Here is a 19,337-nt window from a genome sequence, read left to right on the forward strand (position 1 = left end):
GATGCGTAGATTTTCTTTGATTGCAGCAGCCGTGTCCGTGATCGCGACCGGCTGTACGATGGCGCCGAAATACGAGCGCCCCTTGCCGCCAGTCGCAGCGAGCTTTCCGACAGGCGGTGTGTACGAGACGCAACCGCCGGGGGCGCACAATGCAAACGGCGTGTCCGCGGCCGACACTGGCTGGCGCAATTTCTTCGTCGATGCGCGTTTGCAGCAGCTTATCGATATCGCATTGAAGAACAATCGCGATCTGCGCGTCGCCGTGCTCAACGTGCAGGCGGCGCAAGCGCAGTACCGTGTCGTGCGTTCGGAACTGTTTCCGACTATCGGCGCGCAAGCGGGCCAGTCGAAGCAGCGCACGCCGAAAGATCTGTCGTTTCTCGATCAGACGATCTCGAATCAGTATTCGGTCGGGTTGAACGGCGCATGGGAGATCGATCTGTTCGGCCGCGTGCAGAGTCTCAGGAATCAGGCGCTCGCGAAGTATCTTGCAACGGCGTACGCACGCAAGGCAGCGGAGTTATCGCTCGTGTCCCAGGTGGCGACACAGTATCTGCAAGTGCTGGAGGCTGACGACCTGCTTCAAGTCACGCAACAGACGCTCAAGACCGCGCGCGATTCATACGGTATCAACAAGCTCAAGTTCGATAACGGTACGGCATCGGAACTGGAACTGAGTCAGTCGCAGACCGTGGTCGAAAGCGCGGCGGCCAATTTCCAGGCGCAGGAGCGCGCACGCGCGCAAGCCGTCAATGCGCTCGTGCTGTTGCTCGGCGAGCCGATGCCCGCCGATATGACGGGCGGCATGCCGCTCGACGATCAGCACCTGTTGACCGATATTCCGGCGGGTGTGCCGTCGGATCTGCTGACGCGCCGTCCGGACATCATGGAGGCCGAGCAGAATTTATTGGCGGCGAACGCGAACATCGGCGCGGCGCGCGCGGCGTTCTTCCCGAGCATTTCGCTCACCGGCAGTTTCGGCACGCTGAGTCCGTCGCTCGGCGGGTTGTTCAAGCCGGGTTCGGCAGCATGGAGTTTCGCGCCGACCATCACGCTGCCGATCTTCGAAGGCGGTCAGAACATGGCCAATCTCGATCTGGCGAACGTGCAGAAGAAGATCGAGATTGCGCAGTACGAGAGGGCCATTCAGTCGGCCTTCCGCGAAGTCGCCGATGGGCTCGCGGCCCGCGGCACTTACGATCAGCAAATCGCGGCGCTCACGCGCGAAGTGAGCGCACAGCAGCGGCGTCTCGATCTTTCGACATTGCGCTACAAGCAGGGCGTCGATAGCTATCTCGGCGTGCTCGAAGCGCAGCAGGATCTGTATTCGACACAGCAGATGCTGATCACGGCGCGCACTGAGCGTTTGTCTAATCTGGTGAGCTTGTATCAGGCGCTCGGCGGCGGATGGATCGAGCATACGGGAGACATGCCGCGCGAGGCAGATGCGCCGGTTGCGGCATCGGCGGGTTGAGATCGTGCGAAACAGCGCCTGCTGTTCTTGCGCGACGTAAAAAAAGCGCCGCGGCTTACACCGCGGCGCTCAACGCAAGCACTACAGGAATCTGCTCTTACTGCGCTTCACGCGCATGAGCCGCGCCGTCGAACTCGTGTGCGGCCTCGCGAATCTCGCGGCGCGCATCGCGCTCCTTGCGCACGCCGTTGAACACGATATTCAGAATCACCGCCGACACCGAAGCCAGCAAGATGCCGCTGTGAAGAATCGGCTCCAGCGCATGCGGCAGTTGCGTGAAGAACTTCGGTGCGACCACCGGCACCATGCCCATACCCACGCTCACCGCGACGATGAACAGGTTGTGATGGTTCGTCGAGAAGTCCACGCGCGACAGCGTCTTGATGCCGTTCGCCGCGACCATGCCGAACATCACGATGCCCGCGCCGCCAAGCACGAACGGCGGCACCGATGCAACGACCTGCGCCATCTTCGGAAAGAGGCCGAGCACGACGAGAATCACGCCACCGGTCGCGCAGACGAAGCGGCTCTTCACGCCCGTCACTCCGATCAGCCCGACGTTTTGCGAGAACGACGTATGCGGGAACGAGTTGAAGACGCCGCCGATCAGCGTGCCGAGGCCATCGACACGCAGGCCGCGCACGAGCGCTTTCTGATCCACCGGACGATCGACGAGATCGCCGACCGCGAGAAACATGCCGGTCGATTCGATGAAGGTCACGAACATGACGATGACCATGGTCGCCACCGACAGCGCGTCGAAGTGCGGCAAGCCGAAGTGGAACGGCAGCACGACGCCGACCCACGGGGCGTGCTCGACGCCGTCCATGTTGACGCGGCCGAGCATAGCGGCGATCACGAAGCCCGCGACAATGCCGAGCAGCACCGAAATATTGGCGATGAAGCCGCGCGCGAACTTGTTGATGAGCAAAATCAGCGAAAGCACGACGAGCGACAGCAGCAGATAAACGGGATTGCCGTAGTCGGGATTGCCCACACCGCCCGCCGCCCAGTTGATGCCCACGCCCATAAGGGACAAGCCGATCACCGCGATCACCGTGCCGACCACGACGGGCGGGAAGAAACGCAGGAGCTTGCCGATCATCGGCGCGAGCACGATGCCGATCACGCCGGCCGCGATGGTCGAGCCGAACACATCGAGAATGCCGAGCGAAGGATTGGTGCCGATGGCGACCATCGGGCCGACGGCGGCGAAAGTACAACCCATGATGACCGGCAAGCGGATGCCAAAGATCCAGAGACCGAGCGTCTGGATCAGCGTGGCGACGCCGCATGAAAACAGATCGGCGCTGATGAGGAACGCGATCTGATCCTTGGACAGATTCATCGCGGCGCCGAGAATCAGCGGCACCGCAACCGCGCCCGCGTACATCACGAGAACGTGCTGGATGCCAAGTGTCAGTAACTGTCCTGTCGGCAAACGCTCGTCCACCGGATGCACCTTGTTCGAAGCCATGTCTCTCTCCTTGTATGCCTTGGCATTTGTGTGGCCTCCACGGTAAGTGCATCAAAATGCGCGAACAAGACCACGGGACGCTATACGCCGCGTTCGCACGCCGATATATATTTAGCGCGCCCGGATCATTTGCGTTTCGCGGAAGTCCTTGCTACAAGGGGTTTGGCGGTTATCGAAGCAGAACCGTCGTGTGACGAAAGGCCGCCATCTTCGTGTGCTCGTTATGATGTTCATGGCGGCGCGCGTATAGTCCGTTTTTCATGCTCGTCGCGTATTGGCGGGGTTAACCCGCGATTTACGCGTTTTCCCTTACTCCTTCCGAAGCACGAAATCCCATGCGTTTCTTAGGCATCGATCTCGGTACGGGTTCGCTGAAACTGGCCATCATCGATGAACGCGGCCACGAGGTCGCCATGACGAGCCGTGCTTATTCGGTCACGAGCGCGCATCCCGGCTGGGCCGAAACTTCCGTCGATACTTGGTACGCCGCGCTCGCCGATGCCGCCGCGCATCTTCCCGTCGACGAACGTCAGGCGGTGCGCGCGATCGGCTTCTCCGGTCAAATGCATGGCGTCGTTCCCGCCGATGCCAACGGCCGCGCGTTGCGCCCCGCGATGCTCTGGCCGGACACGCGCGCGAGCCATCTGCTCGATGCGTGGCCCGAGCCGCAGCAAAACCCCGTCGCGCCGGGCATGGCCGGTCCGCTGTTGCGCTGGCTCGTCGCGCATGAAAGCACGCTTGTCACGCAGATGCGCTGGGCATTGCAGCCGAAGGACTGGCTGCGCGCGCGTCTGGGCGGCGCGTTCGTGACGGATGCATCGGATGCATGCGCCACGGCGCTCGCCGCGCCATCGGGCGAATGGGACGATGCGCTCATCGACAAGCTGGGTTTGCAGCGCGCGTGGTTCGCACCGCTCGCGGCATCGCATGCAACGGCGGGCACGTTGTCGGCGGCAGCGGCGGCGGAACTGGGCCTGCGCGCGGGCATTCCGCTCGCCGTCGGCGCGGGCGATACGCCATGCGCCGCGCTCGGCAGCGGCCTCACCGCCGACGGCGACGCGCTTCTCACCACGGGCACCGGCGGCCAGATCATCGTGATGTGCGACGCCGCGCCCGCACCCGTGCACGGACTGCATACGTATCGCGCGGCGAGCGGCGCGTGGTATCGCATGGCGGCCATGCAGAACGTGGGCGTCGCGCTCGAAGCGGTGCGCGGCTGGCTTGGTTATGCATCGTGGCCGGCCGCTTACGACGACGCTTTCGCCGCCGACCCGAGCGCCTCCGTCACATTCCTGCCGTACCTGAGCGGCGAGCGCTCGCCGTGGATGAACCCGGCAGCGCGCGGCGGCTGGCTCGGCCTTGGTCTCAACGATTCGCGCGGCACGTTGATGCGCGCCGCCTTCGAAGGCGTGACGTTCGCATTGCGTGCGGGACTCGATGCCATCAGACAGCACGGCACGCCGCTGACTTCGTTGCGGCTTGCGGGCGGCGGTTCCATCGATGCACGCTGGCGTCAGTTGCTCGCGGATTCCCTGCAAGCCGAACTCCATGCCGTCGATTGCCCGAACGCGGCAACGCGCGGTGCGGCGATGCTCGGCGGCATCGCGGCGGGGCACTTTCGTATCGACGAGATTCACGCGCTTGCGCCATCCGCGACACGGGTCGCGATTCCGCAAACGAACCCCGCACTCGATACGCGGTATGCGCGCTTCATCGATCTGTACCAGCGCGCGCATGACTGGTTTTGAGCGTGGGCGCTCGGGGCATCGGCTACGCAAAGTGCCATGTCTAGAGCGAACCCACGCCGACCCCGCGCCGCGTTTTTCTTTTACCGCTTAAACTTTGCGCTCGACCGAAGTTCGCGCCGTCCGGTTCATGAAGAACCGCTTCATATGAGCTGCCCCTGACCACATCGAAATCAGCCATGTCCGCATCCGCACCGTCGCAACCCGCTTTCCGCTCGCGCGAATTCCTGCTCGATCACGCGCTGCACACGATGATCTTCTATCACCCGCACTGTCTCGATCCGAACGGCGGGTTCTATCACTACTACACGAACAACGGCACGATCTACGACCGCAAGTCGCGGCATCTCGTGTCGAGCACGCGCTTCGTCTTCAACTACGCGATGGCGCACAAGCACTTCGGCCTCGACGAATACCGCGGCGGCGTGAAGCACGGCATCGACTATCTGCGCGAGTTTCACTACAACCCGCAAACGGGCGGCTACGCGTGGACGCTCTCCGGCCGCGACGTCACCGATGCGACGAATCATTGTTATGGCCTTGCGTTCGTCGTGCTTGCGTATGCGAAGGCGATCGAAGCGGGTTTCGACGAAGCACGCGCCTATCTCGACGAAACCTGGCAACTGATGGAGACGCACTTTTGGGACGCCGCCCACGGCTTGTACAAGGACGAAGCGAGCGCCGACTGGAAGGTGTCGGACTATCGCGGCCAGAACGCCAACATGCACACGTGCGAAGCGTTTCTCGCCGCCTTCGAGGCGACCGGCGAAGCGCGCTATCTCGACCGCGCGGCGCTCCTCGCCGACAACATGGTGAACCGTCAGGCAGCGCTTGCGGGCGGGCTCGTGTGGGAGCACTACAAGCCGGACTGGTCTGTCGACTGGGATTACAACAAGGGCGATCGCAGCAACATCTTCAGGCCTTGGGGTTTTCAGCCGGGACATCAGACCGAATGGGCGAAGCTGCTGATGATTCTCGACCGGCATCGTCCGGAAGCGTGGCATGTCGCGCGTGCGCGTGAGCTTTTCGATCGCGCGATGGAACTGTCATGGGACGACGAGCACGGCGGCATGGTCTACGGCTTCGATCCCGACGGCAAGTTCTACGACGAGGACAAGTACTTCTGGGTGCAGGCGGAATCGTTCGCGGCCGCGGCCTTGCTCGCGGATCGCGCCGAACGCGATAGCGACAGCGCCGCCGCGACGCGCTACTGGAACGATTACGACCGTTTGTGGACCTATAGCTGGGCGCATTTCGTCGATCACAAGTACGGCGCGTGGTATCGCATCCTCACGCGCGATAACCGCCAGTACAACGACGAGAAAAGCCCCGCCGGCAAGACCGACTATCACACGATGGGCGCATGCTACGAAGCGCTGAACGTGATCCGCTAATTCCTATCAAACGACATCAGGAGCCTTGAACGATGAAGACCAAAGCAGCAATCGCATGGGAAGCAGGCAAGCCGCTCACCATCGAGGAAGTCGATCTCGAAGGCCCGCGCGCGGGCGAAGTGCTGATCGAAGTGAAAGCGACGGGCATTTGCCACACCGACTACTACACGCTCTCGGGCGCCGACCCCGAAGGCCTGTTCCCCGCGATTCTCGGCCACGAAGGCGCAGGCGTGATCGTGGATGTCGGGCCGGGCGTCGGCACGCTGAAGAAGGGCGACCACGTCATTCCGCTCTATACGCCGGAATGCCGTCAGTGCAAATTCTGCCTCTCGCGCAAGACCAATCTCTGTCAGGCAATTCGCGCGACGCAGGGCAAGGGCTTGATGCCCGATGCGACCTCGCGCTTTTCCATCGACGGCAAGCCGCTCTTTCACTACATGGGCACGTCGACGTTTTCGAACTACATCGTGGTGCCGGAGATCGCCGTCGCAAAGGTTCGTGAGGACGCGCCTTTCGACAAGATTTGCTACATCGGCTGCGGCGTGACGACCGGCGTGGGCGCGGTCGTGTATTCGGCGAAGGTCGAAGCGGGCGCGAACGTCGTCGTGTTCGGGCTGGGCGGCATCGGCCTGAACGTGATCCAGGGCGCGAAGATGGTGGGCGCGGACAAGATTATCGGTGTCGATATCAATCCGGGGCGCGTGGAGCTTGCGAAGAAGTTCGGCATGACCCACTTCATCAACCCGAACGAAGTGGAGAACGTGGTCGACCATATCGTGCAACTCACCGATGGCGGCGCGGACTATTCCTTCGAATGCGTGGGCAATGTGAAGCTGATGCGTCAGGCGCTCGAATGCACGCACAAGGGCTGGGGACAGTCGTTCATCATCGGCGTGGCGGCGGCGGGACAGGAGATCAGCACGCGGCCGTTCCAGCTCGTGACCGGGCGCGAATGGAAGGGCTCGGCATTCGGCGGCGCGCGTGGACGCACGGATGTGCCGAAGATCGTCGATTGGTACATGGAAGGCAAGATCAATATCGACGATCTGATTACGCACCATTTGCCGCTTGAACGTATTAACGAAGGCTTCGACCTGATGAAGAAGGGCGAATCCATTCGTTCCGTCGTGATCTATTGATAGAGGATGCAGCCATGCTCGAACTCGTCGAAGAACACCGTTGTTTCGATGGCGTGCAGCATATTTACCGGCATCAGTCGGACGTGATTGGCCTGCCGATGCGCTTTTCGGTTTTTTTGCCCGCGCAGGCTGCCCATTCGCGCGTGCCGGCGTTGTTTTATCTTGCCGGCCTGACTTGTACCGAAGAGACGTTTCCCATCAAGGGCGGTGCGCAACGTTACGCGGCCGAGCATGGCATTGCATTGATTTCGCCGGATACGAGCCCGCGAGGAGCGGGTATTCCGGGCGAATCCGATGCGTGGGATTTTGGCGTTGGCGCGGGTTTTTATGTCGATGCGACGGTGGCGCCTTGGGCCGAGCGGTATCGGATGTATTCGTATGTGACGCAGGAGTTGCGTGAACTGGTTTTGCGAGAGCTGCCGTTGCGCGAGGACCGGATTGGCATCTTCGGGCATTCGATGGGTGGGCATGGTGCGCTCGTGCTCGCGTTGCGTAATCCTGATCTTTATCGCTCGGTGTCGGCGTTTGCGCCAATTGCCGCGCCGTCTTTGTGTCCCTGGGGCGTTAAGGCTTTCTCCGGATATCTTGGTGATAATCGCGAAGCGTGGAAGCTATACGATGCCAGCGAACTCGTTATCGGCGATGCGGCTTCGCGTTTCGATGGCGGGATTTTGATCGATCAAGGACTTGCTGATCAGTTTCTCGACGGGCAGCTTTTTCCGGATGTTTTCGAGCGGAATGCTCGGGAGGCGGGGCATCGAGGGGTCGTCTTGCGTAAGCACGATGGGTACGATCATGGGTACTTTTTTATTTCCACGTTCGTGGGGGAGCATGTTGCGCATCATGCGCGGGCTTTGTGTAAGTGATTTTTTTGGGTTTCGGCTGGCTTTGGTTTTGGTATTTGGTTGGAGCGCTTTTTTCTTCGGGGAAGTTGCTCTGGTTTCTTGCGGTTCTTTGCAGTAGCCGCCTGCCCGGCGGAGGGGTTACTTTCTTTGCTGCTGCAAAGAAAGTAACCAAAGAAAGCAGCTTTGGAACCGGCTTCTGAAGCACAACTGGTTCCTCGCTATTTCCCACAAACCCTTTGAGCACTTCCCATTGCTCGCGCTTGTGGTTAACCAATTATTAGGTATGCGGCGTTTTTGACTGCGCTGGGACCTCTTTTGCGGTCTGATGTTCTTTCGCGCTTCTGAATAGTTGAGCCGTTGTCTTGCGTTTCTGTTCAGTAACCGCCTGCCCGGCGGAGGGGTTACTTTCTTTGCTGCTGCAAAGAAAGTACTCTTTCAGGGCAGTTCAGGACAGATTAGCCTAGTGCCTCCCGAGCCTTATGAATAAAGGGCTTGGTACAATTCGAGTGTACTTTCTGACCTATCTTGACCTGTCTAAAACCTGTTCTGACCTGCCGCAAAGTGTTGGATGGGAAGCTGCCCTCGGAGGACTCTAGCATGCGAGCCATCAATCAACTGACCGACGCAAAGATTCGCGCCTGCACAAAGTCGGGAAACCTGAGCGATGGCGGCGGCCTGCTCGTGCAGGTTACGAAGACAGGCGGCAGGAGCTTTACCTATCGCTATCAATTGAACAAGGTTCGCCGCGACATGGGCCTCGGCCCTTACCCCCTCGTGACACTCGCCGCAGCACGTCAGCGCCGTAACGAACTCGCTCGTCTCGTGAAGCAGGGTATCGACCCGATCGCGCATGCCCGTGACACCCGCATACAGGCCGCACAGGCCAGCGCCAAGCGGGTTACCTTCGCCGCCGCCTGTGAAGCCTTCATGGCCGTGCGCAGCAAGACGCTTAAAACCGACAAGCAGATCAAAAGCTGGAACCGCACGTTCGCTGTCGCTGACAAACTGCTCAACGGTCTGTACATGCACGAGGTCAGCCGGGCGAGTATCGTGACCTGCCTCGAACCCGACCGGATCGAAAAGAACCCGACTGCGACTGAGAATATGCTGCGCCTGCATGCCCTGTTCAAGTGGTCGATCGTACGCTACGAACTCGCCGCGGCGAACCCGGCCTCGATCGATGAACTACTGCAACTGCTGCCGAAGGTCATGAAGGAAGATGGCGAGGACGAGGACCACGAGCGGCGCCGCGCTGCGCTGCCGTGGGCCGATATGCCTGCATGCATGACAAAGGTCCGGGCAGACAAGACAATGGAAGCCCGCGCGATGGAATTCATCGTTTTGACCGGCGCACGCCTTGAAGAGGCTTCGCAACTGACTTGGGATGAGCTTGACCTGTCGGCAAAGAAATGGACCGTGCACAAGTCACGCATGAAAGCAGGCAAGACACAAACTGTGCCGCTGTCGGCTCAGGCTGTTACGCTGCTGGAGAGCCTGCCGAGCTACAACGACGGCAAGCCGAACCCTGAGGGCCTTGTATTCACAGCTCAGCGCGGTGGCAAGCTCTATGGTGCTTCCCTGCTAAAGCTACTATGTTGCATCGGCTATGGTGTCAAGGACATTACGACACACGGCATGCGCACGTCGCTGCGCACGTACCTCGGTGAAGTTCTGAAGGTCCGTGAGGAGGTCGCCGAAGCCGTGATCGCACATGACACGCGCAGCCGAATCCGCGAAACCTATGAACGGACCCGCTTCTATGACGAGCGCATCGAACTGATGACGAAGTGGGCGGACCTCACTGACGAGCGTATCGAGAAAGTCCGTAAGTTGAGCGCAGCGTAAAGGCGGCAGGATAGCTCCGTCACGCGTGAGGCATTTTTTCAGCCCAACGTGGATTTTTTGGGAGCCCGATCGCGGACACATTGAAATCGTCCAACTTCTCATTGATCGCGACGACAGTTGCCCGAACGCCACATTCGCTGCGACGGATAGTCTTTCGCATGATTGAACATCGGCTGCGAACGTTGGTCGATGCGGCTCAGGCGCGACCCTCGTCAAGGCTCGGATCACTATTTAGAATGCAGCTTCTGCAAAAGCCGCAATCCGAAATGAACCTAACGCAAGAAGAGCACCGCCGCTGGGTATCCAGATTCTTCAACTCGAAGGTCAAAGAGTTTGATTTTTGCTTGCGTACAGTCATCGACTGCTGCGATCAATCAATGCGGAGGTTCCGCAATAGGCAGCAGGGCGACGAACAAACGGAAGGTAAGATCGTCTACGCGTTCTCAGCGTTCACTAACACCGTGCAAACTCTTAAGGATGCCGGATCGACATTTCTTGATCCGAAGATCGGATGGAGAGATATCGAGCGCCTGCGTCATGGAAAATTCATTTGGCTTAGTAGGAATGCAGCTACTCACGATGGTAACCCTGTGATAAGCGCATGGTCAGACGGGCGCTACTTCGTGCCAAACGACATCAACCGATTTAGTCAAGCCGGTGATCTGATTGAGATTCCGGCACCAACCGTAGACGCAAGCCAATTTTGTCTTGAGTTTGCACAAGATTTCAGCGCCCTTCTTTCAACTCGTCTTACCTCCCTTGGTTCGGTAGAAGGTCCGAAGCAGAACATCGCCGACATCCAAAAATTTCTGCATTCGCCTGTGGTGCCGGACTTTGTCCGGGAGCTTTTCGATCAGCAAGAGTTTGAAATCGAGCGTGCAATTGCACAAATGAAATCTGATCCGGTGGGGGACGCTATAAAGTCACTGCGCGCTGTCGAGACGTTCTGCGAAGCTCGCCTTAACACCTGACATCGCGGATACCTCCGTCAGGAATACGTCAAGAGGGGCGCTTGGACGCTTGAATATTGGCTAGTCGCTTCGGGCAGCAGCGCCATTCCACGAAAATTTGCGAGGAACGTTTTTTTATTTGGTAATGGCCTGCATGCGCTGCTGCTTCTCAGCAGTCGCCTGAGCAGCTTTCCTAATGACGTAAGTACGCAGGTCAGCAGTCAGAAAATAAAGGCTCCTGCCGAGCGAGAACGTTGCTGGAAAGTCGGGATCGTGCTTTTCCAGCCATTCAATCACGGAGACCGACTTGCCGAGCAGCTTCGCTGCGCCCCGGCGATCGACCCGCTCGATGTCGGCATCAGTCAGCGGCGGCAGCACGGCGGCGCGCGGCAACAGGCCATCAGACGGCGCGCAGACGTAGTGGTCGGCAGCGGGTCACCAGGCACGCGCTGCTTGCGCGGGCGGCCGGGTCCACGCTTTTTCGTAGCGTCGATTGTTACGTCACTCACGTCTTTCCCCTGGTTCACGCTGCCGGATTATGACGCAGTGCGAATCAGATAAAGGATCGCCCACGACGTCGCCGTGATTGCGACCAAGAGCAGCACGAACACAAGCATGATCAGCAGGGCGCTCATGATACGCGACGCGATCGGCATATGCGACTTCGACTGCCCGATCAGTGGCGGCGGCAGATCATTCATCATCGCCGTTCTCGCCTTCGTCTACAGCAGTGCTCGTATCAAGCGTGCCCTTTACGGCGTGCTTGAGCACGGTCATGATCTTCGCGGCCTCGTCCTCGTTCGGATGCACTTGCAGGCGCGCCGTGACAGGTCCCGCCTTCACACGGCAAAATGCGCAGCTTATTGAACTTGCCATCGGTGAGCAGTAGTTCGTTTTTCTTCGTGCCGAGGTGCAGCGCGAGCGACACCGGTTTGACGCTGCCATTCCACGACAGCGGACCGAGCTGCGGGAATCGCAGGTGCGGCATGTGCTGTGTGTCCTTGCCGAGCAGGTCCGGGTCGTCACTGCTCGCGAACAATGCAGGCCGCAGACTGCCGCTGAGCTTGTCAAGGCTCGTGTTCGGCAGATCCGTTTCGATCTTTAAATCCATCGCGAGCACTTCGTCGTCACCGTGAAGCTCGGACCTGACGTTGACGTGCCGTGATGCGTAGCTCGTGCTGTGTGAAGTCGATCATAGTCTCGTTCTCCCTTCGTGACATGCGATGACGAGTTGTCGCAGCGCGAACTGCATCGACTCTTACTGTAGCTGATCCAAGGCAAACCGGAACTCGCCCACGCTTCCATTCAGCGTCTCGTCGATGGCCGTAAGGATCACGGCAGCCCCCGCGTAAAACGCGCGCTCGGTGCCGGCGCGGCGTGCGTCCGCTTTCTCGACAGGGATATGCGCTTGTGCGTAGCATTCAAACGCGCCTGCCAGCGTCAGCAGCGGCTTGTCAGGGTCACACTCCAAAGCTGTGACAGTTTCCATTGTCATGATGACTCTCTCGGCGCTTGGTCCGTCACCACGATCGAGCCGCTGCGTCGCGGCTTGATACAGGCCAGTGACTTCCCGCCGCTGGCCTTCATCGACCACCCGTGTGATCAGGTTCGCAGCGGCGGCAAGCGCGTCGCGATCACCACGGCGCTCGGCGGCATCCAATGACGACGCGACTTCGGCAAAAGTGACGGCGAAGGTTTGGGCCTGTGTCTGCGCAGGTTTCGGATCGTCGGGCGGCGGCGCGGCGGCTTTCTTCGTCTTGTTCTTCTCTGCTGTGAGTTTCGCGTCGTAGTGACGGCGGGCCTGCTCTTTGTCGTTCTCGCTGCTCAGGCGCTTCGCAAGCTCGCCGGCCGCTTTCAGGGCATCGGCATTCGCTGCGTCGTCGATCGCCTTGATAACCTCGGCAAACGTGGCTTGCCGATCACAGCAATGTTTTGCAGCGACTGCACCGGCTTCAGACCGAGTTCATTACCCCATTGCATCGCGACCGCGCAGGCCTCGGGCTTGCCCCGGTGGTCTTTTGGCGCAAGGCCACTGTTGGCGACATAGGTGGCGAACTCGATCAGCTCGCCATAGGTACGCGGTGACAGGTCACGGCTTTCCGGTTCATGATCGTGCACGACTAAGTCATTCGTCCTTGCTGGCTCCTTTGCCCTTGGTGAATCGGAAGTCGATGTACTCGGTCGGCCCGACCTCATGGCCCTTGCGATGCACGATCTTGCGGCGGTACTCGCCCCCGTACCGAGCTTGCAGATCGCCGCATCCGCGTCGCCCATCAACTCAATCAGGTATGCTTTGCAGCCATCGGCGATCCCTTCGTAGCGCTTCACTTTCGCTTTGGATCGTTGAGCGTGAAGTGCCAATGCATGTCGTCATCAGCGAGCGTGGTGGTGTTGCCGCCTGAGCCGGGATAGAGCTTGTTAAGCAGATCGATGGTGCTCGGATTGTCGTAATCGAACTCGGGCGGATGTTCCTGCTCAACGCACCGCCAGAACTCGTGCTCATGTTCGATCAGCAGGTTGATAATCTCGGTGTTGCGCGTGATGGGATAACGACGCAGTTCATTGCCACCGACACATGCGATCAGGTCCCACGCCGGAATAGTTCGTCAACACACAGGCCTGCATCTGGTCGATAACGATGCGCAACACAGATGCGGTCACGGCGGGCAAGGTGGTGCAGTTCTTATCGGCCCGCAACGGGGTTGAAATATTCAACTGGACCTCACCCCGGCAAGAGGTCACGCAGAACGTCATCTGTCCATCGTGGAATGTGGCTTACGGTGGAGAAACACGAGCGCACCGAACAAGTGCCCGCAGGCGTAACGGTCCGATCCAAACCGATTCCGGTGACCCGAGACGCATCGGACGGTATTACGCAGAAGAACGTCCAATGCCTGTATCGCACGACGCAGCCGGTGGACTTGCACCCCGTGCGTCTGGAGCAGGCGGGACCGGGCGTGCGTCACGATGGCCGCTCGATCATCCGGCTTGCCTTCAGACTCGATGCCGCCGCCAAGCGCAACGAAACCGACCTCTCGCGCCTGCGCCTGCACCTGAGCGCCGATCAGCCCGTCGCGTTCGCCATGCACCTCGCGCTCACGCGACACGTGCATGCGATCGACTGGCGTATGCCTGAAGTGCGCGATGGCGAAGCTCTACCGCTCGATGGCGTGACGATCGAACCGGCTGGCTTCTCGCCCGAAGAACGCCTTTGGCCCAAGTCCGACGCGGCGTTCGCGGGCTATCAACTGCTGCTCGAATACTTCACGTTCCGCGAAAAATTCCTGTTCGTCGATATCTGCGGTCTCGACGTGAACGAGCTGCCGGAACGCTCCACGCATTTCGAACTGGAAATCGTGCTGAAAGAAACCTATCCGCACGACATGCGCTTCAACAAAGACAACGTGCGGCTGTTCTGCACGCCGGTCATCAATCTGTTCGAACTGGACGCCGAACCGCTCGTGATCGACCATCATGAAACGGAATACCGCGTAATTCCGGCGAGCCATCAGGGCGAGCACATCGAAACCTATTCCGTCGATGGCGTGGTCGGCTTCGATCACGTCACAGCGCAAAGTTTCGAATACGTGCCGTTCTCGACCTTCCGTCATCGCGGCGGCATGATGCGGCACGAGTCGCCCGAGCGCTATTTCCATACGCGCGTGCGCCCCGGCATGGACGGCCTGCATGAGACGTGGCTGATCTTCGGCGGCAACGCATGGGAGTCGATGGAGGACTTGCCGGAAGAAAGCGTGTCACTGCGCGTGACCGGCACGAATGGCCTGTTGCCGCGCAAGGGCCTGCGTGAAGCACGCATCGACGAAATGGTAGGCGGCGCAGCGGAGCTTGTCGGCGTGAGAAACCTCGTCGCGCCGACGATGCCGCTGTACCCGCCGACCGGCGATCGCTTCCAATGGCGCGTGCTGTCACACCTCGCGCCCAACTTCCTGTCGATGATGAATGCCGAAGTGTTGCGCGGTGCGCTGGCGCTTTACGACTGGACCAATGACGAACTCAATCGCAGGCGGCTGGCGGGCATTCTGTGGGTATCGGAGACGCTGCTCGAAGAGGTGTCGGGCGGGGCCGTAGAGCGTGGCGTGTTGATCGAAGTGACGATCGATTCGCAGGCGTTCTCGGGTGACGGCGATGTGATGTTGTTCGGCGAACTGCTGCATCGGTTCTTCGAGCTTTACGCGGAGATCAACCTGTTCACGAAGCTCGAGGTCATCAGTCTGCCGACGCAGAAGCGCGTCGAATGGCCGCGCAGCAAGACGTGGCGCTCGCCACTATAAAACCGCGCGATCTGCCCGATATGCAACAGTCGATCGAACCGCTTATCGCGGCTTTGCTCGCACATGCGCGGGCGATGAGCTTCATGCAACTGTGCCGATTGCTTCAAGCAAGCCACCCCGAGATGGCAAACGGCTTTGGCTCTTGCGAGCGAGACACGCACGAGCATGAGCCGGTGCGCTTTGGCTCGCATCCCCGCATGGGTTTCCCTGCGGGCGAGATCGCGCGTGTCGAACTCGATGACTCTAGCGATGGCCCGTACGCTGTTCCATTGCCGCCCGTCGTTCGCACGACTTTCATGGGTCTGTACGGTGTCGATGCCGCGATGCCGAGCCATTACCTCGACGATATCGCGCAACGCGAAGAAGGACACGAAGCGGTCGAAGCGTTCCTCGATCAGTTCCATCACCGATTCGTGACGCTGCTGTATCGCACATGGAAGAAGTATCGCTATACCGAAACCTTCCGTTACGGCGGAGCCGATACCCATTCGCAAAACCTGCTCTGTCTTGCCGGTTTCGGTTGGGGCAACAAGCCCGCGCGCGCCGGTGAGCGACGGTGTTGGACGGGATGTTGGATGGAAAAAGCCGGATTTCCCTTGTAAATCCCTATCCATGAGGGGTTCAGCCTCAAACCCGTCTTTGCTTTGCAAAGAAAGTAACCCCCCGCCGGGGAGGCGACTACTAAACCAAAACGCAAGATAGCGGCCCAACTTCTCAACCGCGCCGAATAAAGAATGCAACCCGCTAAGCGGTTCGGAAGCTGCTTTCTTTGGTAACTTTTTGCAGCCGCAAAGAAAGCTACTCCGGCAGGAGACGGCTACTAAACCAAAACGCAAGACAACGACAAAACTCCAACCCACCGCGCCCGCAAAAGCAGCAAAAAACCTTCTCAACCCTTCCTCAACAAACTAACCCCATAAACCAAAGCCGCGAGCATCGTAATCCAGAAACTGGTAGGCCAATCCGTGTAATAGGCAAGCGTCAACCCCACCCAAGCCTGCGCGAGCGCAAAAAGACCAGCCAACACCAACCCCGACGACAACCGCGTCGTCAAATTCTGCGCAGCGGCAGCCGGCCCGACCATCAACGCAAAAACGAGCAACACTCCGACGATCTGCGTACAAGCCGCCACGGCCAACGCGGTAATCGCAAGAAACAACGTCGACACGAGCCGCAGCGAAACCCCTTTCGCCTCCGCCAGCTCCGGCTGCAGCGAAGCAAACAAAAGCGGCCGCATGATCACCGCCAACGCGCCCAGACTCACGACCGCAAGCCCCGCCAGCACGATCAACACGCTGTGACTCACGCCCAGCACATTGCCGAACAAGAGAGCCGTAGCCTGCGTCGCATAAGCCGTGAAGAAGTGCAGAAACAACAAACCGAAGCCAAGCGATAGCGACAAAATCACGCCAATCGCCACGTCACGTCCCGCGAGCTTCTCGCCGAGCGCGCCCATGCCGACGCCCGCCGCAAGTGTGACGCCAATCATCCCCCAAAGCGGCGGCAGGCCGATCAACACGGCGCCCGTTGCGCCCGTGAAGCCGACATGCGACAACGCGTGACCCGCGAACGTCTGCCCGCGCAGCACCAGAAAATAGCCGACGATCCCCGACAGCACCGCGACGATCCCCGACGCCGCGAATGCGTTGACCATGAAGTCGTATTCAAACATTGTGCGTATGCTTTCCCTTCGTGTCGTGACCGTGCGCATGCGCGTGGCCATGACCGTGATCGTGCTCATGCTCGTGCCCATGAGCATGTTCGTCGCCTTCTTCGTGCGCGTGATCGAGCTTGTCGATCTCCACATCGCCCGACATCACGAAGATGCGGCCGTTCACGCGCATCACGTCGATCGGCGAGCCATACAGCTTCGACAACACCGGCTTCGAGATGACTTCATCGACCGTGCCGAGCGCCGCGCGTCCATTGCCGAGATACAGCACGCGGTCGAGCGAGTTGAGCAGCGGATTGAGTTCATGCGCCGAGAACAGCACGGTGATGTTCAACTCGCGCTGCACACGCCGCACGAGTTCAACCACGCTCGTCTGATGCCGCGGGTCCAGACTGATGAGAGGTTCATCGAGCAAGAGAAGGCGCGGATCGCCGAGCAGACATTGCGCAAGCAGCAAGCGCTGCCGCTCGCCTCCCGACAACTCGGACAGCGGCCGCCCGGCGAGCTGCACCGCGCCGACGAGATCGAGCACGCGCTCGACATCCGCGCGAATGCGGGCATTGCGATGCGGCACGCCCCAGTGATGTCCGTCCGCCGCCATCGCGACGAAATCGCGGCCCAACACTCGCCGGCCCGCAAGCCCGCTGCGAATCTGCGGCATATAGCCAATGGTCGGATTGCCGCGCACCACCGCCGCGCCGTTCACGCGAATCGATCCGCCGGCGAGCGGCACGAGGCCGAGCAGCGCGCGCATGAGCGTGGTCTTGCCCGCGCCGTTCGGCCCGAGCACGCCGATGAATTCGCCCGTGTGGACGGTAAAGCTCGCGTCGTCGAGGATCGTGCGGCCGCCGAGTTCCAGCGTCACGCGATCGACTTCGAGCGCGGGTCCCGAGTGAACGCTCATCTTTGCCATCCTTGCAAGGCGCCCGATAACGAATCGAGCTGACTCAGCATCCATTGCTGATAGGTCTTGTTGGCAGGCAACGTCTCCGTCACGCTGACGCTAGGCAAATGCGCGTCCTTCGCCACGTTGAGCAGGCGTTTCGTGAGCGCGCCCGTCGCCTGGCTGTTGTAGATGAGCACGTGCACGCGCCGCTCGCTCAGGTCTTTTTCGAAAGCGGCGATATCGGCGGGACTCGGCTCGGTCTCGTTCATCTCGGCCATCTGGAAGCGCTGATTGCGCATCTCGAAGCCGATGGCATCGGCCATATAGCCGAACACCGGCTCGGTGGCCGTCACCGGCACGCCTTTGAAGTGTGCGCGCAATTGCGCGACGCTGGCATCGATCGGCTTGAGCGAATTCAGGAAGGTCGCGAGGCGCGCGTCGTAATCGCTCTTGTGGGACGGGTCCGCGCTTACGAGATACTGGCTCACCGCTTTAGCGACGGCGGGCATGGTCGCCGGGTCGTACCAGAGATGCGGATTGTCGCCGGACTTCTTGCCGACGAGCTGCGCCGCAACGATTATCGTGCGCGTGTCGTTCTTTCTCGATGCCGCGAGCAGTTTGTCCATCCATGGATCGTAGTCCGCGCCGTTGTAGACGACCAGCGCCGCGTGCTGAAGCGCACGCGCGGTCTTCGGGCTGGCTTCGAAGAGATGCGGATCTTCATCCGGATTGCTGAGGATACTCGTCACCTGCACGTGATCGCCGCCGAGCTGGCGGATCACATCGCCATAGAAGTTTTCAGCCGCCACGACGGGCACGCGCGTGGCTTGCGCGAACGCTCCCTGGCAAAAGCCGAATGCGGCGACGAGGCAAGTGAGGACATGCGCGAGTTTCATCGGGTTCCTTGAGTGTTGAAGGGCGTGCTGGCGCGGTGCGGCAAGGGCAAGGTTCGTGGCTCGAACGACGTGCGCTCAGGCGTGGCGGTGCTTCTTCTGGCAATCGCTGCACAGTCCGCTCAATTCGACGACCTGATGCCGTACTTCGAAGCCATGCGCGGGCGGCGTGGCCGAAAGCGACGAAGCCAGATCGCGGCCCTGTATTTCGAGCGTGTTGCCGCAGTCGTCGCAGATAAGGAACTGGCTTTCGTGCGGCTTGCCGGCATCGCAGCAGGCGACGAACGCGTTCTTCGATTCGATGCGATGCACGAAGCCGTTCTCGACCAGGAAGTCGAGCGCGCGATAAACAGTGGTGGGCGGCACGCGCGCGCCGCGCTTCGGCTCCATCGCGTCGATGAGGTCGTAGGCGCCGATCGGCTTGTGCGCCTTCAGCACGAGTTCGTACACGTGTCGGCGCAAGGGTGTGAGCGCGACGCCGCGCTCGCTCGCCAGCGCTTCCGCGCGAGCAAGCATGGTTTCGACGGATGCGGTCATGTTGAGGCTCGGTGTCCGGGTTTGATGCATGACACGGCGTTCATGTCGAATGCCGAATCGGAGAATTCCGAGATGATATAACGTATCAGCGTCGAGTGCACCTTTAGGAACGACCGTTGCTCGGAGCAGCGACTGGCGCGGCTTTCCGCCGCGGACGCAATTGCGCGTCGCACCATCGAAACTGGTTT

At 60.3% G+C, this 19,337-nt stretch carries 17 protein-coding genes and 3 pseudogenes; 10 read left to right on the forward strand and 10 right to left on the reverse strand.

Going from position 1 to position 19,337, the window contains the following annotated elements; genetic code table 11:
• Position 1: 1 nt before the first annotated feature.
• Positions 2-1,474, forward strand: a complete 1,473-nt coding sequence (locus tag NCR40_RS02285; protein ID WP_250508611.1) for an efflux transporter outer membrane subunit — start codon at positions 2-4, stop codon at positions 1,472-1,474.
• A gap of 97 nt (positions 1,475-1,571) precedes the next feature.
• Here NCR40_RS02285 and NCR40_RS02290 read toward each other — a convergent pair whose 3' ends face one another.
• Positions 1,572-2,951, reverse strand: a complete 1,380-nt coding sequence (locus NCR40_RS02290) for a nucleobase:cation symporter-2 family protein (RefSeq protein WP_250508612.1) — start codon at positions 2,949-2,951, stop codon at positions 1,572-1,574.
• 335 nt (positions 2,952-3,286) lie between these two features.
• Between NCR40_RS02290 and NCR40_RS02295 the strand changes: the two genes are divergently transcribed.
• From NCR40_RS02295 to NCR40_RS02320, 6 genes are all read left to right on the forward strand, one after another.
• Positions 3,287-4,699 carry a xylulokinase gene (locus NCR40_RS02295; protein ID WP_250491852.1) on the forward strand — a complete coding sequence of 471 codons (1,413 nt, stop codon included), beginning with the start codon at positions 3,287-3,289 and terminating at the stop codon, positions 4,697-4,699.
• A 176-nt stretch (positions 4,700-4,875) separates the two neighbouring features.
• Entirely contained in the window at positions 4,876-6,090 is a 1,215-nt protein-coding gene (locus tag NCR40_RS02300; protein WP_250508613.1) for an AGE family epimerase/isomerase, read from the forward strand.
• 32 nt (positions 6,091-6,122) lie between these two features.
• On the forward strand, positions 6,123-7,229 hold the full coding sequence (locus NCR40_RS02305) for an S-(hydroxymethyl)glutathione dehydrogenase/class III alcohol dehydrogenase (protein WP_244827166.1): 1,107 nt from the start codon (positions 6,123-6,125) through the stop codon (positions 7,227-7,229).
• Positions 7,230-7,243: 14 nt separating this feature from the next.
• Positions 7,244-8,095: an S-formylglutathione hydrolase gene (gene fghA / locus NCR40_RS02310; protein ID WP_250508614.1), complete on the forward strand. Its 852-nt coding sequence runs from the start codon at positions 7,244-7,246 to the stop codon at positions 8,093-8,095.
• Between the two features lie 576 nt (positions 8,096-8,671).
• Positions 8,672-9,919 carry a tyrosine-type recombinase/integrase gene (locus NCR40_RS02315; protein WP_250508615.1) on the forward strand — a complete coding sequence of 416 codons (1,248 nt, stop codon included), beginning with the start codon at positions 8,672-8,674 and terminating at the stop codon, positions 9,917-9,919.
• A gap of 236 nt (positions 9,920-10,155) precedes the next feature.
• Positions 10,156-10,890: a hypothetical protein gene (locus tag NCR40_RS02320; protein WP_250508616.1), complete on the forward strand. Its 735-nt coding sequence runs from the start codon at positions 10,156-10,158 to the stop codon at positions 10,888-10,890.
• 114 nt (positions 10,891-11,004) lie between these two features.
• Here NCR40_RS02320 and NCR40_RS02325 read toward each other — a convergent pair whose 3' ends face one another.
• The 5 genes from NCR40_RS02325 to NCR40_RS02345 form a co-directional block, all read right to left on the reverse strand.
• Positions 11,005-11,247, reverse strand: a complete 243-nt coding sequence (locus NCR40_RS02325; RefSeq protein ID WP_250508617.1) for a hypothetical protein — start codon at positions 11,245-11,247, stop codon at positions 11,005-11,007.
• Positions 11,248-11,405: 158 nt separating this feature from the next.
• Positions 11,406-11,573 (reverse strand): hypothetical protein, encoded by a 168-nt coding sequence (locus NCR40_RS02330; protein ID WP_250508618.1) that lies wholly within the window; start codon positions 11,571-11,573, stop codon positions 11,406-11,408.
• A 35-nt stretch (positions 11,574-11,608) separates the two neighbouring features.
• Positions 11,609-11,989, reverse strand: a complete 381-nt coding sequence (locus NCR40_RS02335; RefSeq protein WP_250508619.1) for a hypothetical protein — start codon at positions 11,987-11,989, stop codon at positions 11,609-11,611.
• A 138-nt stretch (positions 11,990-12,127) separates the two neighbouring features.
• Entirely contained in the window at positions 12,128-12,529 is a 402-nt protein-coding gene (locus NCR40_RS02340; RefSeq protein ID WP_250508620.1) for a hypothetical protein, read from the reverse strand.
• A gap of 194 nt (positions 12,530-12,723) precedes the next feature.
• Complete coding sequence (locus tag NCR40_RS02345; RefSeq protein WP_250508621.1) at positions 12,724-12,987, reverse strand: hypothetical protein; 264 nt, start codon at positions 12,985-12,987, stop codon at positions 12,724-12,726.
• A 520-nt stretch (positions 12,988-13,507) separates the two neighbouring features.
• Between NCR40_RS02345 and NCR40_RS31600 the strand changes: the two are divergent.
• The 3 pseudogenes from NCR40_RS31600 to NCR40_RS02355 all read left to right on the forward strand — a co-directional run.
• A pseudogene (locus NCR40_RS31600) lies at positions 13,508-13,600 on the forward strand (phage tail protein); the annotation flags it as partial.
• A 52-nt stretch (positions 13,601-13,652) separates the two neighbouring features.
• Positions 13,653-15,161 (forward strand): annotated as a pseudogene (gene tssF / locus NCR40_RS02350) (type VI secretion system baseplate subunit TssF); the annotation flags it as partial.
• A pseudogene (locus NCR40_RS02355) lies at positions 15,125-15,709 on the forward strand (type VI secretion system baseplate subunit TssG); the annotation flags it as partial. The pseudogenes tssF and NCR40_RS02355, both read left to right, overlap by 37 nt.
• A 341-nt stretch (positions 15,710-16,050) precedes the next feature.
• Here NCR40_RS02355 and NCR40_RS02360 read toward each other — a convergent pair.
• From NCR40_RS02360 to NCR40_RS02375, 4 genes are all read right to left on the reverse strand, one after another.
• Positions 16,051-16,833 (reverse strand): metal ABC transporter permease, encoded by a 783-nt coding sequence (locus NCR40_RS02360; protein WP_244827172.1) that lies wholly within the window; start codon positions 16,831-16,833, stop codon positions 16,051-16,053.
• Entirely contained in the window at positions 16,826-17,737 is a 912-nt protein-coding gene (locus tag NCR40_RS02365; RefSeq protein ID WP_250508622.1) for a metal ABC transporter ATP-binding protein, read from the reverse strand. Before NCR40_RS02365 ends, NCR40_RS02360 begins: the two co-directional genes overlap by 8 nt.
• Positions 17,734-18,615, reverse strand: a complete 882-nt coding sequence (locus NCR40_RS02370; RefSeq protein ID WP_244827968.1) for a metal ABC transporter solute-binding protein — start codon at positions 18,613-18,615, stop codon at positions 17,734-17,736. The genes NCR40_RS02365 and NCR40_RS02370 overlap by 4 nt, the downstream gene beginning before the upstream one ends.
• A 75-nt stretch (positions 18,616-18,690) precedes the next feature.
• Positions 18,691-19,149, reverse strand: a complete 459-nt coding sequence (locus NCR40_RS02375) for a Fur family transcriptional regulator (RefSeq protein WP_250463381.1) — start codon at positions 19,147-19,149, stop codon at positions 18,691-18,693.
• Positions 19,150-19,337 lie beyond the last annotated feature (188 nt).

Origin of the sequence: Caballeronia sp. GACF4 (assembly GCF_023631025.1) — a bacterium.
Taxonomy (GTDB): domain Bacteria; phylum Pseudomonadota; class Gammaproteobacteria; order Burkholderiales; family Burkholderiaceae; genus Caballeronia.

Bases quoted from the DNA above. Each gene is read 5' to 3' on its own strand.
- NCR40_RS02300 (WP_250508613.1), top strand. From the start codon at position 4,876: ATGTCCGCATCCGCACCGTCGCAACCCGCTTTCCGCTCGCGCGAATTC.
- NCR40_RS02285 (WP_250508611.1), top strand. From the start codon at position 2: ATGCGTAGATTTTCTTTGATTGCAGCAGCCGTGTCCGTGATCGCGACC.
- NCR40_RS02365 (WP_250508622.1), bottom strand. From the start codon at position 17,737: ATGAGCGTTCACTCGGGACCCGCGCTCGAAGTCGATCGCGTGACGCTG.
- NCR40_RS02320 (WP_250508616.1), top strand. From the start codon at position 10,156: ATGCAGCTTCTGCAAAAGCCGCAATCCGAAATGAACCTAACGCAAGAA.
- NCR40_RS02315 (WP_250508615.1), top strand. From the start codon at position 8,672: ATGCGAGCCATCAATCAACTGACCGACGCAAAGATTCGCGCCTGCACA.
- NCR40_RS02360 (WP_244827172.1), bottom strand. From the start codon at position 16,833: ATGTTTGAATACGACTTCATGGTCAACGCATTCGCGGCGTCGGGGATC.
- NCR40_RS02290 (WP_250508612.1), bottom strand. From the start codon at position 2,951: ATGGCTTCGAACAAGGTGCATCCGGTGGACGAGCGTTTGCCGACAGGA.
- fghA (WP_250508614.1), top strand. From the start codon at position 7,244: ATGCTCGAACTCGTCGAAGAACACCGTTGTTTCGATGGCGTGCAGCAT.
- NCR40_RS02375 (WP_250463381.1), bottom strand. From the start codon at position 19,149: ATGACCGCATCCGTCGAAACCATGCTTGCTCGCGCGGAAGCGCTGGCG.
- NCR40_RS02370 (WP_244827968.1), bottom strand. From the start codon at position 18,615: ATGAAACTCGCGCATGTCCTCACTTGCCTCGTCGCCGCATTCGGCTTT.
- NCR40_RS02305 (WP_244827166.1), top strand. From the start codon at position 6,123: ATGAAGACCAAAGCAGCAATCGCATGGGAAGCAGGCAAGCCGCTCACC.
- NCR40_RS02330 (WP_250508618.1), bottom strand. From the start codon at position 11,573: ATGATGAATGATCTGCCGCCGCCACTGATCGGGCAGTCGAAGTCGCAT.
- NCR40_RS02295 (WP_250491852.1), top strand. From the start codon at position 3,287: ATGCGTTTCTTAGGCATCGATCTCGGTACGGGTTCGCTGAAACTGGCC.